Below are 14672 nucleotides of genomic sequence, written 5' to 3' on the forward strand. Positions count from 1 at the left end.
CGGCCACGACCGGGACGGCGGGCCTGACCTGGACGCCCGACAAGGATACGATGGCCTACTTCACGTTCAGCCGCGGCTACAAGCAGGCCGGCCTGTTCGTGGGCGCCGGTTCCTCGCTGGGCAACAACCCGTCGACCGCTCCTGAGCATCTGAACGACTACGAAATCGGCCTGAAGAAGGACTTCGGCCGCACCCTGCAGACCAACATCGCGCTGTTCTACTACGACTACCAAGGCCTGCAGGCCCCGCTGACCGTGCCGAACAACACCGGCGCCATCACCTCCAGCCAGAGCCTCTTCCTCAACGTGCCGAGCGCCTACAGCGAGGGCGTCGAGTTCGAGAGCACCTGGGTGCCGATCGACAACCTGCGGATCCTGTTCAACTATTCGTTCAACCCGACCGGCATCAACAAGCTGACCAACGTCATCGACCCGACCGACCCTGAAGGTCTGGCCCCCGGCGCGACCCCGATCGGTCCGCTGCAGCACTGCACCAGCACCAGCGCCACGGCGCCGGGCGGCAACCCGCTCTGCGACGTGAACACCGGCCTGGTGGAGCGCTTCCAGAACCTGAAGGGCAACGTCCTGCCGAACGCCGCGCGCAACAAGCTGGCGGTGAACGTCCTCTACACCTGGGACTTCCAGCCCGGCTCGCTGACGCCTTCGGTCAGCTACGTCTGGCGCGACCAGGAATACGCCGGCATCTTCAAGCGCTACTATGACGCCTCGCCCGAGTGGGGCCAGGCCGATGCCCGCATCACCTGGAAGGACAAGAACGACCACTACTCGGTCATCGCCTTCGTGAAGAACATGTTCGACACCCTGGGCTACGACAGCGCCGTCACCGGCACCCGCAACACCGGCGTCTACCAGAACGCGACGGTGGCCGCGGCGCCGGGCCTGATCACCCCCGGCCTGGTGGCGACGCCCGGCCAGTCGGTGAACGGCCTGGCCACCGGCATCGGCGCCAACGGCATCAGCCGCAGCTACGCGCTGACCCCGCCGCGCACCTTCGGCGTGGAGTTCCAGTACCGCTTCTAAGACCTCCGGAGTTCCGGATCAGGGGGCGCGTCCGCAAGGGCGCGCCCTTTGTTTTTGCGGGATAATCGGCCGCGGCCGAACCTGTCAGCGATGTAAGATCAAAAGCGTTGACGCCCTTGTGAGCCTACCGCACGGTCCAGGCCAAGACGCGAAACAGCGGCGGGGGCGAGGGGATGACCAAGGGCGATTGCCGGCCAGGCTGTAGGGCGTGAGCGGCGCCGCAGCTCCACCCGTCGGTCCGCTTGGCCGCGTCGGCTATGGGGTCGGCTCCATCGCCCTAGGCATCTCCATCTATGTGCTCTCGGCCTCGGTGGTGCAGCTCTACTTCAATCGCGTGCTGGGCATCCCGGCCATCTGGGTCGGCACGGCCTTCCTCGCGTCCCTCGCCATCGATGCGGTGGTGGACCCGCTGATCGGCCAATGGAGCGACAACCTCCGCTCGCGCCTAGGCCGGCGCCATCCCTTCATGTACGGCTCGGCCCTGCCGGCGACGGTGCTGTTCTTCCTGCTGTGGCATGCTCCGGGCAGCCTGAGCGGCCCAGCCCTCTTTGCATATTCCGTGGTCATCCTGCTGGGCGTCCGCCTGTCGCTCTCGCTCTACGAGATCCCGTCTAACGCGCTCGCGCCCGAGCTCGCGCCCGACTATGACAAGCGCACAGGCCTGCTCGCTTGGCGCTGGTTCTTCATGGTGTTCGCCGCCGCGGCCATGGAGTTCTTGCTGTGGCGCGTCTACCTGAAGGCCGACCCCGGCTCCGCGACCGGCGGCGTGATGGACCGATCCCGCTACGCCGACTTCGGCGCCATGTGCAGCGTGCTGATCTTCGTCTGCATCCTGATTTCTTCAGCCTCGACCCACAGCCGCATCCGCTATCTGCACACGCCGCCAGCCCGGCGGGTGAGCTTCGCCGACACCCTGCGCGAGGTGGCCAGCGCCATCCTCAACCCCTCGCTGCTCACCGTCATCTTCGCCAGCGTGCTGGGCGGCGCGTCCTACGGCGTGACCTCCAGCCTTTCGACGATATTCTATCTCGACCTCTGGGGGTTCGGCGCAAAGCAGATCGCGGCCATGGCGATCGCCGTCCTGATCGCAACGATCCTGGGCGTGTTCGGGGCCTCGGCCGTCTCCCAGCGGTTCGGCAAGAAGCCGTCGATGATCTTCTTCTTCGCGACCTCCCTGGTGGCCCAGCTGACCCCGATTTCGCTCAAGCTGCTGGGGCTGATGCCGCCCAACAGCTCGCCGGCCGTGTTCTGGATCCTCTTCGCCAGCGTGCTGGTCACCTACATCCTGGTGCTGATGGGTTATGTGATCATCTCGTCGATGATCGCCGATGTGGCCGAGGACCAGGCGGTGCGCGCTGGATCGCGCCCGGAAGGCGTGGTCTTCGCCGCCAACGGCTTGGTGGTGAAGCTGAACGCCGGCGTGGGCGCCTTCCTGGCGAGCGTCCTGATGACCCTGGTCCACTACCCCAAGGGCGCCGCGCCCGGAACCGTGCCGCCGGACATCATCCGCCACCTCGCCATGGTCTATCTGCCCACCGTGGCGCTGCTGAGCGGCGGCTCGATCCTGGTGCTCAATCTCTACAAGATCGACCGCAAGACCCACGAGCAGAACCTCGAACGCCTGCGTGAGCTGAACGCCGCCGCCGTCAATGAACCGCCGCCGCTCTAACGGGCAAAGATCCCCATCAGCAGCGGCCGGGCGAACACCGCCGGCGCGGCCTTCGGCTTGACGCCGGGCACCCAGGCGCCCAGCTCGGCGCCGGCGTTGATGGTGGCGTTCAGCATCTGCGCCGCCAGGAACGGGTCGACGCCGCGGATCGAGCCCTCGCAGACCCCGTCGGAGATCATCGAGGCGAAGCGGTCGGACACCTTGTCGGAGTGTTGCACCATCTGTTGACGGATCGGCTCCGGCAGGGCCGCGAGCGCGGTGGTGCGCAGCAACGGTCCGTGCTCGGACAACTGATATTCCACGAGGGCCGACGCCGCGCTGGAGAGCCGCGTCCACTGGTCGCCTGACAGGGTCAGCGCCAGCCGCTGCACCCGGGTCATCACCTCGAAGGTGCGCTCGAAGCACGCCACCACCAGGTCGTCCTTGGCCTCGTTGTGGTGGTAGAAGCTGCCCTTGGTCACGTTGAGCTCGGCGGAGATCTTGTCCACCGAGGCGCCGCGGTAGCCGCGGGAATTGATCAGCCGGGTGGCGGCCAGCAGGAAGGTCTCGCGCGCCAGCTCCGCGCGGTCGCGCGGCGCCACCTCGGCGACGGGGATGGCCTGCGGCGCCCAGGCCCGGTCCGCCGCCGCCAGGCCGCCCACCAGGATGTCGTACATCCGCTCGCAGACCCGGCCGTAGTCCTCCGGATCGTATTTCGGCAGCCAGGCGCGCGCCCAGAACAGCTGCTCGAGCAGCAGGTGGGTGCGCGCGGTCCGCCGGCCGCGGGTCAGCCAGTCCAGCTCCGGCGCCTCGAAGATCTGCCGGGCCTTGCGGAACATCTTCAGATAGGCCGCCATCACCTCGCCCCGCTGCGGCGGGTTGAGCGCGCGCAGGTCGGATAGCGCCGGCAGAGGCGCGGCCTCGCCCAGGGCGGCGCAGCGCATGCGGCGCAGGTAGAGGTCGATCAGGGCGTGCAGCCGGCGCGGCGGCGAAGGTTCGTCCAGGGCCCGCTGGACGATGTCGGACAGGCTCTGGATGCCGCGCAGCATCACCGCGGCGGCCAGATCGTCCTTGCGCCGGAAATAGTAGGTGACGCTGGTGGTCGAGAGCCCCACCGAGGCCGCCGCGACGCCGAGCGTCAATCCCTTCACGCCCCGGGCGTTGAGCAGCGTCGTCGACGCATCGAGAATCGCTTCGCGCTTACGCTCGAACCGGTCCGTTGCCTGGACCGCCACCTGAGCCATGTTTCGTCCCTAGTCTTATTCGGGGACGTGTTTCACCCCCGATATTTTCGGGAATTTGCGCACGGAATTTGCCGGTGCGCCAGCGACTTAGGGCATGGCAGGCTTGAAGTATTCGAATAACGCGATATCCGACAGTGACGCTTGCGTCACCCCTCGGAAAAGCCAAACGGCAAGCCGGTCCGGCGGATGTCGTCGGGCAGGATCTGGCGGCCGATCGGCGGCTCGGAACGGGCGGCGCATTCGAGGCGCTGGCATAGCCGGCAGGTGACCCCGATGGGCGTCGCGGCCTCGGCGCCGCGCGGCTCGCCGGCGGTGTAGATCAGCCGGCCAGCATGCTCCTCCGCGCACCCCAGCGCGATCGCCCGCTCCACCCGTGGCGTGCCGAAGCCGCCGCCGCCGGCGGTGACGGTGCGGGCGATGGAGAAGAACCGCTGGCCGTCCGGCAGCTCCAGCCACTGGGTGACGATCTCGCGCGGGGTGCGGAAGGCATGGTGCACGCTCCACAGCGGGCAACCGCCGCCGTGGCGCGCGAAGGGGAAGCCCGCGCCGTCCAGCCGCTTGGACACATTGCCGGCCGGGTCGACGCGGATGAAGAAGAACGGCACGCGTTCCTGGCCGGGCTTCTGCAGAGTGGTCAGCCGGTGCGCGGTCTGCTCGAAGCTGCAGCCGAACTGGCGGGCCAGCGCCTCCACGTCATAGCGGCGCGCCTCCACGGCGCGGGCGAAGGCGCTATAGGGCATGATGAGCGCGGCGGCGGCGTAGCTCGCCAGCGCCCGGCGCGTCAGCCGCTCGCCGCTTTCCGAGGCGAAGGCGCCGTCGGCCAGCACCGCGTCCACCTCGCCGGTGAGTTCGAGGTAGCAAAGTTGCAGGGCGAGCTGGAAGGCCTGGCTGGCGGCGTCGAGGCTGTCGTCCAGCAGCACCTCGCGGCGGTGGCGGTCGAGCCTTCGCGTCGAGCCCGCCATGTAGTTCGTCGGCACACGGCGCACCTTCAGGTCGTGGCGCGCGCGCAGGTAGCCGGCCATGTTCTCTTGGGCGGCAACCGCCTGGGCCAGCCGCTCGGCCGCGTCGTCGAGGCTCGGGAAGCTGTTGCGCCGCGCCGCCAGGAACCGCCGAGACTCCGCCACGGGATCGGAGGCGTCGTCGGCCATCTCGTCCGCCCGCGCGCCCGCCCCGCGGTCGGCGAAGGCGAGCTGACCCTCCTGATAGGTCGTGTAGAGACGAAGCAGGGCCTCGGTGACCCCCGGATAGTTGGTGGCCATGTCGGTGAGCTCGTTGGGCGCCCAGTCGAGGCCCGCGAAGATCGGGTCCTTCAGCACCGCCTGCAGGCGCTGGGTGTCCTCCGCCGCCCCGCTGCCGAGCGCCGTCATGTCGATGGCGTAGGTCTGGGCGAGCTTCATCAGCAGGCCCGCGGTCAGCGGCCGGTTGTTGCGCTCCAGGAGCGCGATGTAAGAGGCCGACACCTCCAGGGCGGCCGCCATATCCGCTTGGGTGAGCCCCAGGTCGCGCCGCATCCGGCGCAGGCGGGGTCCGACATAGAGGCCGCGATCGCTCGCCATATTAAGTCTGTCCGCTGAGAATCTTACAAGATTACAGCACAAATCTGTAAAGTTTTACAGCTCAACCTTGCGCCCTCTCGCCGAGCAGCCCGTCCACGCGTTAGGGCGACGTCAAGTCCCGGGGGCGCTACCTGCGCACCCGCTCAGCGTGGAAGAGGCAGATGGCATACCAAGACCACATCATCGAGATGGGCCAGCTCATCAAGAGCAAGGGCGGGACCTGGGACGGCATCGACGCCGAGGCCGTGGCCCGCATGCGCCTGCAGAACCGCTTCAAGACCGGCCTGGAGATCGCCAAGTACACCGCCGGCCTGATGCGCGAGGACATGGCGGCCTATGACGCCGACCCGGCCAACTACACCCAGTCGCTGGGCTGCTGGCACGGCTTCATCGCCCAGCAGAAGATGATCTCGATCAAGAAGCACTTCGGCGCCACCAAGGGCCGTTACATCTACCTCTCCGGCTGGATGGTCGCGGCCCTGCGCTCCGACTTCGGCCCGCTGCCCGACCAGTCGATGCACGAGAAGACCTCGGTGCCGGCGCTGATCGAGGAGATCTACACCTTCCTAAAGCAGGCCGACGCCCGCGAGCTGGGCGGCCTGTTCCGCGATCTCGACGCGGCCCGCAAGGCTGGCGACGCCAAGAAGGAAGAGCAGGTCCAGGACGCCATCGACGGCTTCCAAACCCACGTCGTTCCGATCATCGCCGACATCGACGCGGGCTTCGGCAACGCTGAGGCGACCTACCTGTTGGCCAAGAAGATGATCGAGGCCGGCGCCTGCGCCCTGCAGATCGAGAACCAGGTCTCCGACGAGAAGCAGTGCGGCCACCAGGACGGCAAGGTCACCGTCCCGCACGACGACTTCCTGGCCAAGGTGCGCGCCTGCCGCTACGCCTTCCTGGAACTGGGCGTCGACAACGGCGTCATCGTCACCCGCACCGACAGCCTGGGCGCGGGCCTGACCAAGCAGATCGCCGTCAGCCACACCCCCGGCGACATCGGCGACCAGTACAACAGCTTCCTCGACTGCGAGGAGATCTCGCCGGCCGACATGAAGAACGGCGACGTGGTCCTGAACCGCAACGGCCAGCTGCTGCGGCCCAAGCGCCTGCCGTCCAACCTGTTCCAGTTCCGCGCCGGCACCGGCGAGGACCGCTGCGTGCTCGACTCCATCACCTCGCTGCAGAACGGCGCGGACCTGCTGTGGATCGAGACCGAGAAGCCGCACATCGAGCAGATCGCCGGCATGATGGACCGCATCCGCGCGGTCGTGCCGAACGCCAAGCTGGCCTACAATAACTCCCCGTCCTTCAACTGGACGCTGAACTTCCGCCAGCAGGTCTATGACGCCTGGCAGAAGGCCGGGAAGGACGTCTCCGCCTACGACCGCGAGAAGCTGATGAGCGTCGACTATGACGCCACGGCGCTGGCGGTCGAGGCCGACGACAAGATCCGCACCTTCCAGGCGGACGCCGCCAAGCGGGCCGGCATCTTCCACCACCTGATCACGCTGCCGACCTATCACACGGCCGCGCTCAGCACGGACAACCTCGCCAAGGAGTACTTCGGCGAGCAGGGCATGCTGGGCTACGTCAAGAAGGTCCAGCGCGAGGAGATCCGCCAGGGCATCGCCTGCGTCCGCCACCAGAACATGTCGGGCTCGGACATCGGCGACGACCACAAGGAGTACTTCGCGGGCGAGGCGGCCCTGAAGGCCGGCGGCGTCCACAACACCATGAACCAGTTCGCTTAGAGGCCGGCCCACCGGACGGCCTTTCGAAGAGGACTTCGGCTCCCGCCCCAGGGCGGGGGCCTTTCTTTTCGCTGCCGTCCGTCCGCCATGCCCTTCCGATCGCCCCTTTTCGACGCTACCGGTCCCGCCATGGAAATCTCCGCCAAGCTTTCGGTCGACGACGTCCTGCACGCCTTCGTGGAGGGCGAGCTGCTGCCGGGGACGGACGTCTCGCCGGCGGCCTTCTGGGCGGCGCTGGAAGCGATCCTCGCGGACTTTACCCCGCGCAACGCCGAACTCCTGGCGCGGCGGGATGAATTGCAGGCTGAGATCGACGCCTGGTGGCGGGCGCGCCGGGGCCAGCCGCTGGACCTGGCGGAGGAGACCGCCTTCCTGCGCCAGATCGGCTATCTGCTGCCCGAACCCGCCGCCTTCCGCATCGCCACCGAGAACGTCGACCCCGAGATCGCCCGGCTGGCCGGGCCGCAGCTGGTCGTGCCGGTGTCCAACGGCCGCTTCGCGCTGAACGCCGCCAACGCCCGCTGGGGCAGCCTCTATGACGCCCTCTACGGCGCCGACGCCCTGGAGCCGCCCACCGGCGCCAAGGGCTATGACGCCGCGCGCGGCGCCAAGGTGGTGGCCTACGCGCGGGCCTTCCTCGACCGCGCCGCGCCCCTGACCGACGGCTCGCACGCCGAGGCAAGCGCCTATGCGGTCGCGGGCGGCCGTCTGATGGTGAGCCTGGCCGACGGGACCCAGACGGGCCTGGCGACGCCGGAGCAGTTCGTGGGCTGGCGCGGGGCGGGCGAAGCGCCCGAGGGCGTGCTGCTGGCGCACAATGGCCTGCACCTGGAAATCCTGATCGACCGCCGGCACGCCATCGGCCGCGACGATCCGGCGGGCGTCGCCGACGTGCTGCTGGAAGCCGCGCTCACCACCATCCAGGACTGCGAGGATTCCGTCGCCGCCGTGGACGCCGAGGACAAGACCGCCGTCTACCGCAACTGGCTGGGGCTGATGCGCGGCGACCTCGCCGCCACCTTCGCGAAGGGCGGCCAGACCGAGACCCGCCGCCTCGACCCCGACCGCAGCTACCAGGCCGCGGCGGGCGGCGACCTTACGCTGAGCGGCCGCAGCCTGATGCTGGTGCGCAACGTCGGCCACCACATGCTGACCGACATGGTCCGCTACGAACGCCAGCCGGTCTACGAAACCGCCGTCGACGCCCTGGTCACCGTGACCGCCGCCCTGCACGACCTGAAGGGCATGCGCCGCAACAGCCGGGCGGGCTCGGTCTATGTGGTGAAGCCCAAGATGCATGGGCCGGACGAGGTCGCCCTCGCCGTTCGGCTGTTCGACCTGGTGGAGGACGGCCTGGGCCTCGCCCGCAACACCGTCAAGCTCGGCATCATGGACGAGGAACGGCGCACCAGCGCCAACCTCAAGGCCTGCATCCACGCCGCGCGCGAGCGGGTGGTGTTCATCAACACCGGCTTCCTCGACCGCACCGGCGACGAGATCCACACGGCGATGGAAGCCGGGCCCATCGTGCGCAAGGAGGCGATCAAGGCCGAGGCCTGGCTGCCGGCCTATGAGAAGCGCAACGTCGAGATCGGCCTGGCCACCGGCTTCCCCGGCCGCGCCCAGATCGGCAAGGGCATGTGGGCGGCGCCCGACCGGATGGCCGCCATGCTGGCCGCCAAGGTCGGCCACCCGAAGTCCGGCGCCAACACCGCCTGGGTGCCCTCGCCCACCGCCGCGGTGCTGCACGCCCTGCACTATCACGAGGTGGACGTCGCGACCCTGCAGGCGCGGATGATCGCCAGCGCGACGACGACCGGCCTCGACGACCTGCTGACCCCGCCGCTCGCCAAGTCCAACTGGAACGCCGCCGACGTGCAGCAGGAGCTGGACAACAACGCCCAGGGCATCCTCGGCTACGTGGTCCGCTGGATCGACCAGGGCGTCGGCTGCTCCAAGGTGCCGGACATCCATGACGTCGGCCTGATGGAGGACCGCGCGACCCTGCGCATCTCCAGCCAGCACATCGCCAACTGGCTGCATCACGGCATCTGCACCGAAGCCCAGGTGCGCGAGACCCTGGTGCGCATGGCCAAGGTGGTGGACGGCCAGAACGCCGGCGACCCCGCGTATAGCCCGATGAGCCCGGATCCGGCGGCCAGCGTCGCCTTCCAGGCGGCAGTCGACCTGATCTTCGAAGGCCGCGTCCAGCCGAACGGCTACACCGAACACATCCTCACCCGCCGCCGGCGAGAGCGGAAGGCGCAGCTGGCGCAGGCCTAGACGGCGGCGAGACGCCCTAGGGCCGGGACGTGTCCACCCGCTCGCCGGCCGGCGCCGGGGGCGCGATCGCCAGCAGGTTCATCCGGAAGGGCAACGCGCCCAGGATGCCGCCCACCAGCGGGGCGACGATGAACAGCCACAGCTGGGAGATCGCCTGGCCGCCCGCCAGGACGGCGGGGCCGAGGCTGCGGGCCGGGTTGACCGAGACGCCGGTCACCTGGATGCCCACGATGTGGATCGCCGCCAACGTCAGGCCGATGGCCAGGCCCGCCGTGCCCGGCGCCGCTTCCGGCCGGGTCGCGCCCAGGATCACCGCTACGAACAGCGCCGTCATCACCACCTCGAAGGTGGCCGCGGCCGTGAGCGAGAAGCCGCCGAGGTAACCGGGACCCCAGCCATTTTGGCCGAGATGCTCGGTCGAGCCGGCGATGACCGCCAGGATCCCCGCGCCGGCGAGCGCGCCTAGGCATTGGGCGACCCAGTAGACCAGCATGTCGGGCAGGGTCATGCGCCCGGCGATGAACATGCCCAGGCTGACCGCCGGATTGACGTGGCCGCCGGAGATCGGCCCCAGGCCATAGGCCAGGGCGACAATGGCGAAGCCGAAGGCCAGCGCGATGCCGAGCTGGCCCACGTGGTCGCCGCCCAGGACGGCGGCCCCACAGCCGAACAACACCAGGATCAGGGTTCCCAGGAATTCCGCGATTGCTCGAGCCATGGCCCACCCCGCTTCGTCTGAGACGGTCACGCTAACACCCTATGGATGTAGACGACAACCAGCTTAACCCTGGGAGGTGGGCTGGCAGAACCCGCCGTCGCCCTACAGGCCGCCGGGGCTCGCCAGCGCCACGCCGCCGTCGACGGCGATGGTGTCGCCGACCACATAGTCGCCAGCGGCGCTGGCCAGGTAGATGGCCGCGCAGGCCATATCCTCGTCCTTGCCGATGCGTCGCGCGGGGATGCGCTGGGCCACCTCGTCGCCGTGGTCGCGGGCCACGCGGTTCATCTCCGACGCGAAGGCGCCGGGCGCGATGGCGGTGACGCAGATGTTGTCGTGGATCAGGCGGGCGGCCATGCGGCGGGTCAGGTAGATCAGCCCGGCCTTGGAGGCGTGGTAGCTGTAGGTCTCCTGCGGGTTGAGCCGGATGCCGTCGATCGAGGCGATGTTGATCACCTTCGACGGCCGGTCCGCCGTGCCGGCCTTGGTCAGCGCGCCGTGCAGGGCCTGGGTCAGGAAGAAGGGCGACTTCAGGTTCAGGTTCAGGACCTTGTCCCAGCCGCTCTCCGGGAACTCGTCGAACTCCGCGCCCCAGGCGGCGCCGGCGTTGTTCACCAGGATGTCGAGCTTGTCCTCATGCGTCAGATAGCGCGCGACGAAGCTCTTGATGCCGTCGGTGGTCGACAGGTCCTGCGGCAGGGAGATGCAGTTCTCGCCGAGTTCAGCCGCCGCCTCGTCGCACTGCGAGGCCTTCCGCGAGGTGATGTAGACCTTCGAACAGCCGGCTTCGAGGAAGCCCTGGGCGATCATCTTGCCGATGCCGCGCGAGCCGCCGGTGACGATGGCCACGCGGCCCTTCAGCGAGAACATGTCGAGCGCGGTCATGGCCGTTTCCCCTCAGTTTGTTGTGAGCGGTCAAAACCGCCTTGGCTGTTCCTTTTCCCCCTCGCACATTTGACTTGGAAGGGTCCAGCTCGGCCTGTAACAAGCGTTTGAATTTCGCGGCCGCCACCCCAGATCAAAGAGCGGGCCGCGCCAAGCCTCCAGGGAGCCCCCAACATGACCGAGATCAATTCGGTGACGACGCTGACCCGCGACGGCGACATCGCGGTCATCACGCTCAACTCGCCGCCGGTGAACGCGCTCTCGGCCAAGGTGCGGGAAGGGCTGCACGAGGGGTTCAAGAGCGCCAACGCCTCTGACGCCAAGGCCATCGTGCTGATCTGCGACGGCCGCACCTTCATCGCCGGCGCGGACATCACCGAGTTCGGCGGCGCCATGGCCGGTCCCAGCTTGCAGGACGTGCAGGACATGATGGAGGGCTCGCCCAAACCGGTGATCGCCGCCATCCATGGCACGGCGCTGGGCGGCGGCCTGGAGGTCGCGCTCTGCGCCCACTACCGCGTCGCCGTCCCCTCGGCCCGCGTGGGCCTGCCGGAGGTCAACCTGGGCCTCCTGCCCGGCGCCGGCGGCACGCAGCGCCTGCCGCGCATCGTTGGCGTGGAAGCCGCCCTCGACATGGTCACCTCCGGCCGCCACGTCCCGGCCAAGCAGGCGCTCGCCATGGGCCTGGTCGACGAGCTGGTCGAGGAAGGCAAGCTGTTCGAAGGCGCGCTGGCCTTCGCCCGCAAGGCGGTGGCCGACGGCAAACCGCTGGTGAAGGTGCGCGACAACAACGCCAAGCTGGAGGCCGCCAAGGGCCATCCGGAGATTTTCGCCGACTTCCGCAAGGCCAATGCGCGCAAGTTCCGCGGCTTCCTGGCGCCGGAGTACAACATCCGCTGCATCGAGGCGGCGGTGAACTCGGCCACCTTCGAGGAGGGGCTGAAGGCCGAGCGCAAGCTCTTCACCGAGTTGATGATGGGCGCCCAGTCGGCGGCCCAGCGCTACTACTTCTTCGCCGAGCGCCAGGCCAACAAGATCCCCGACGTGCCGGACGACACCCCGCTGCGCCCCATCAAGCGGGTCGGCATCCTGGGCGCCGGCACCATGGGCGGCGGCATCGCCATGAACTTTCTCAACGTCGGCATCCCGGTGACCATCGTCGAGGTCCAGGAGGCGGCCCTGGAACGCGGCCTCTCCACGATCCGTAAGAACTATGAACGCTCCCGCACCGCCAAGGCCGAGGAGACCGAGGCGCGGATGGCCCTGCTCTCCGGCTCGCTCGACTTCGACAAGCTGGGCGACTGCGACCTGATCATCGAGGCCGTCTTCGAGCGGATGGACATCAAGAAGGACATCTTCGCGCGGCTCGACAAGGTGGCGAAGCCCGGCGCGATCCTGGCGTCGAACACCAGCTACCTGGACATCGACGAGATCGCCTCGGTCACCAGCCGGCCGCAGGACGTCATCGGCCTGCACTTCTTCTCGCCGGCCAATGTCATGAAGCTGCTGGAAGTGATCCGCGGCGAGAAGACCGCCAAGGATGTCATCGCCACCTCGATGAAGCTGGCCAAGCAGATCGGCAAGATCGCCGTCCTGGCCGGCGTCTGCCCAGGGTTCATCGGCAACCGCATGCTGTCGCAACGTCAGCGCGAAGCGCAGAAGCTGGTCATGGAAGGCGCCATGCCCTGGGACGTCGACCGTGTGCTCTACGACTTCGGCTTCCCCATGGGCCCGTTCGCCATGAGCGACCTGGCCGGCCTGGACATCGGATGGGTGAAGGAGAATTCCAAGGGCGAGACCATCCGCGACGTGCTCTGCGAGATGGACCGCCGCGGCCAGAAGACCGGCGCGGGCTATTACGACTACGACGAGAACCGCAACGCCGTCCCCTCGCCGGTGACCGAGAAGATCATCAACGACTTCATCGTCAAGTCCGGCGCCAACCCGCGCAAGATCAGCGACGAGGAGATCCTCGAGCGCTGCGTCTATCCGATGATCAACGAGGGCGCGAAGATCCTCGAGGAGGGCAAGGCGATCCGCCCCTCCGACATCGACGTGGTCTGGGTCAACGGCTACGGCTGGCCCGTCTACCGCGGCGGCCCGATGCACTACGGCGACCTTGTCGGCCCCGACAAGGTGCTGGCCAAGATGCAGGAATTCCAGGCCACCATGGGCGAGGCGTTCAAGCCGTCGGCCCTCCTGGAAAAGCTGGTCGCCGACGGCAAGAAATTCTCCGACATCAAGGCCTAACCCTCCCCGAAAGCAGGACATCCTCCATGCGTGAAGCCGTCATCGTCGCCGCCCGCCGGACCCCCATCGGCAAGGCCTATCGCGGCGCGTTCAACAACACCTACGGCGCGACCCTGGGCGCGCACGCCATCGCCGCGGCGGTGGAGCAGGCCGGCATCGACCCGGGCGAGGTCGACGACGTGGCCATGGGCTGCGCACTGCAGCAGGGCACGACGGGCAACAACATCGCCCGCCAGGCCGCCCTGCGCGCGGGCCTGCCCAACACCGTTTCCGGCATGACCATCGACCGGCAGTGCTCGTCCGGCCTGATGGGCGTGGCGACGGCGGCTAAGTACATCATCAACGACGGCGCCCCGATCGCCATCGGTGCGGGCATCGAGTCGATCAGCCTCGTCCAGAACGGCCACATGAACGGCTTCATGGCCCGCGACCCGGAGCTGACCGCCAAGGTCCCGGAGATCTGGACCTCGATGATCGAGACCGCCGAGATCGTCGCCGACCGCTATGGCGTCAGCCGCGAGGCGCAGGACGAGTACGCGCTGCAGTCCCAACAGCGCACCGCCCAGGCCCAGTCGGAAGGCCGCTTCGACCGCGAGATCGCGCCGATGACCACGGTGATGAAGGTGGTCGTTAACAAGGAAACGGGCGAGACCGCCGACAAGGAGATCACCATCTCCGCCGATGAAGGCAACCGACCGCAGACCACCATCGACGACCTGAAGAAGCTGCAGCCGGTGTTCAAGGGCGGCCTCTTCGTGCAGGAGGGCAAGTACGTCACCGCCGGCAACGCCAGCCAGCTCTCCGACGGCGCCGCCGCGGTGGTGCTGATGGAGCGCAAGGAGGCCGAGAAGCGCGGCCTGGAGGCGCTGGGCGCCTATCGCGGCATGGCGGTGGCCGGCTGCGGCCCCGAGGAGATGGGCATCGGCCCGGTGTTCGCGATCCCCAAGCTGCTCGAGCGCAACGGCCTGACCATCGACGACATCGACCTGTGGGAGCTGAACGAGGCCTTCGCCAGCCAGGTGATCTACTGCCGCGACAAGCTGGGCATCGACCCGGCGAAGTACAACGTCTCCGGCGGCTCGATCTCGATCGGCCACCCCTACGGGATGACGGGCGCGCGCTGCACGGCGCACCTGCTGTACGAAGGCAAGCGCCGCGGCGCGAAGTACGGCGTCGTCACCATGTGCATCGGCGGCGGCATGGGCGCGGCGGGATTGTTCGAGATTTTCTAGGTCTCGGCCGAAGTGGCTCCCCTTCGGGGGAGCTGTCAGCGAAGCTGACTGAGGGGGCCATC

General features: G+C 68.3%; 10 protein-coding genes. 6 read left to right on the forward strand and 4 right to left on the reverse strand.

The features are described from left to right. Together E8A49_RS17515 and E8A49_RS17520 are read left to right on the forward strand one after the other, a co-directional pair. On the forward strand, window positions 1-1040 hold a 1040-nt coding region (locus E8A49_RS17515), incomplete at its 5' end, for a TonB-dependent receptor (RefSeq protein WP_293384394.1). Between the two features lie 208 nt (window positions 1041-1248). After that, window positions 1249-2709, forward strand: coding sequence for an MFS transporter (locus E8A49_RS17520; protein ID WP_293384397.1), 1461 nt, complete (start codon window positions 1249-1251; stop codon window positions 2707-2709). Here E8A49_RS17520 and E8A49_RS17525 read toward each other — a convergent pair. Together E8A49_RS17525 and E8A49_RS17530 are read right to left on the reverse strand one after the other, a co-directional pair. Then, window positions 2706-3932 carry a TetR/AcrR family transcriptional regulator gene (locus tag E8A49_RS17525; protein ID WP_293384400.1) on the reverse strand — a complete coding sequence of 409 codons (1227 nt, stop codon included), beginning with the start codon at window positions 3930-3932 and terminating at the stop codon, window positions 2706-2708. The genes E8A49_RS17520 and E8A49_RS17525 overlap by 4 nt on opposite strands. Before the next feature lie 146 nt (window positions 3933-4078). Continuing rightward, a complete protein-coding gene (locus E8A49_RS17530; protein WP_293384403.1) occupies window positions 4079-5488 on the reverse strand; it encodes a short-chain fatty acyl-CoA regulator family protein in 1410 nt (469 codons plus the stop codon). 161 nt (window positions 5489-5649) lie between these two features. On the opposite strand from E8A49_RS17530, the gene E8A49_RS17535 reads away from it, so the two are divergent. Both E8A49_RS17535 and E8A49_RS17540 read left to right on the forward strand, forming a co-directional pair. Next, on the forward strand, window positions 5650-7242 hold the full coding sequence (locus E8A49_RS17535) for an isocitrate lyase (protein ID WP_293384406.1): 1593 nt from the start codon (window positions 5650-5652) through the stop codon (window positions 7240-7242). A 129-nt stretch (window positions 7243-7371) separates the two neighbouring features. Then, window positions 7372-9525, forward strand: coding sequence for a malate synthase G (locus tag E8A49_RS17540; RefSeq protein ID WP_293384409.1), 2154 nt, complete (start codon window positions 7372-7374; stop codon window positions 9523-9525). 16 nt (window positions 9526-9541) lie between these two features. On the opposite strand, the gene E8A49_RS17545 is transcribed toward E8A49_RS17540, so the two are convergent. Further along, window positions 9542-10243: an aquaporin gene (locus E8A49_RS17545; RefSeq protein ID WP_293384412.1), complete on the reverse strand. Its 702-nt coding sequence runs from the start codon at window positions 10241-10243 to the stop codon at window positions 9542-9544. A gap of 102 nt (window positions 10244-10345) precedes the next feature. Further along, entirely contained in the window at window positions 10346-11128 is a 783-nt protein-coding gene (locus E8A49_RS17550; RefSeq protein WP_293384415.1) for an SDR family oxidoreductase, read from the reverse strand. A gap of 174 nt (window positions 11129-11302) precedes the next feature. On the opposite strand from E8A49_RS17550, the gene E8A49_RS17555 reads away from it, so the two are divergent. Both E8A49_RS17555 and E8A49_RS17560 read left to right on the forward strand, forming a co-directional pair. Continuing rightward, entirely contained in the window at window positions 11303-13378 is a 2076-nt protein-coding gene (locus E8A49_RS17555; RefSeq protein WP_293384418.1) for a 3-hydroxyacyl-CoA dehydrogenase NAD-binding domain-containing protein, read from the forward strand. A 26-nt stretch (window positions 13379-13404) separates the two neighbouring features. After that, window positions 13405-14610, forward strand: a complete 1206-nt coding sequence (locus tag E8A49_RS17560) for an acetyl-CoA C-acyltransferase (protein ID WP_293384421.1) — start codon at window positions 13405-13407, stop codon at window positions 14608-14610. Window positions 14611-14672: the final 62 nt, after the last annotated feature.

It is taken from the genome of Phenylobacterium sp., assembly GCF_004799515.1.
Taxonomy (GTDB): Bacteria; Pseudomonadota; Alphaproteobacteria; order Caulobacterales; family Caulobacteraceae; genus Phenylobacterium.

What these genes read in the sequence shown, in the direction of transcription:
- E8A49_RS17545 (WP_293384412.1), bottom strand. Translation starts at nt 10,243, where the DNA reads ATGGCTCGAGCAATCGCGGAATTCCTGGGAACCCTGATCCTGGTGTTG.
- E8A49_RS17540 (WP_293384409.1), top strand. Translation starts at nt 7,372, where the DNA reads ATGGAAATCTCCGCCAAGCTTTCGGTCGACGACGTCCTGCACGCCTTC.
- E8A49_RS17560 (WP_293384421.1), top strand. Translation starts at nt 13,405, where the DNA reads ATGCGTGAAGCCGTCATCGTCGCCGCCCGCCGGACCCCCATCGGCAAG.
- E8A49_RS17535 (WP_293384406.1), top strand. Translation starts at nt 5,650, where the DNA reads ATGGCATACCAAGACCACATCATCGAGATGGGCCAGCTCATCAAGAGC.
- E8A49_RS17555 (WP_293384418.1), top strand. Translation starts at nt 11,303, where the DNA reads ATGACCGAGATCAATTCGGTGACGACGCTGACCCGCGACGGCGACATC.
- E8A49_RS17530 (WP_293384403.1), bottom strand. Translation starts at nt 5,488, where the DNA reads ATGGCGAGCGATCGCGGCCTCTATGTCGGACCCCGCCTGCGCCGGATG.
- E8A49_RS17525 (WP_293384400.1), bottom strand. Translation starts at nt 3,932, where the DNA reads ATGGCTCAGGTGGCGGTCCAGGCAACGGACCGGTTCGAGCGTAAGCGC.
- E8A49_RS17550 (WP_293384415.1), bottom strand. Translation starts at nt 11,128, where the DNA reads ATGACCGCGCTCGACATGTTCTCGCTGAAGGGCCGCGTGGCCATCGTC.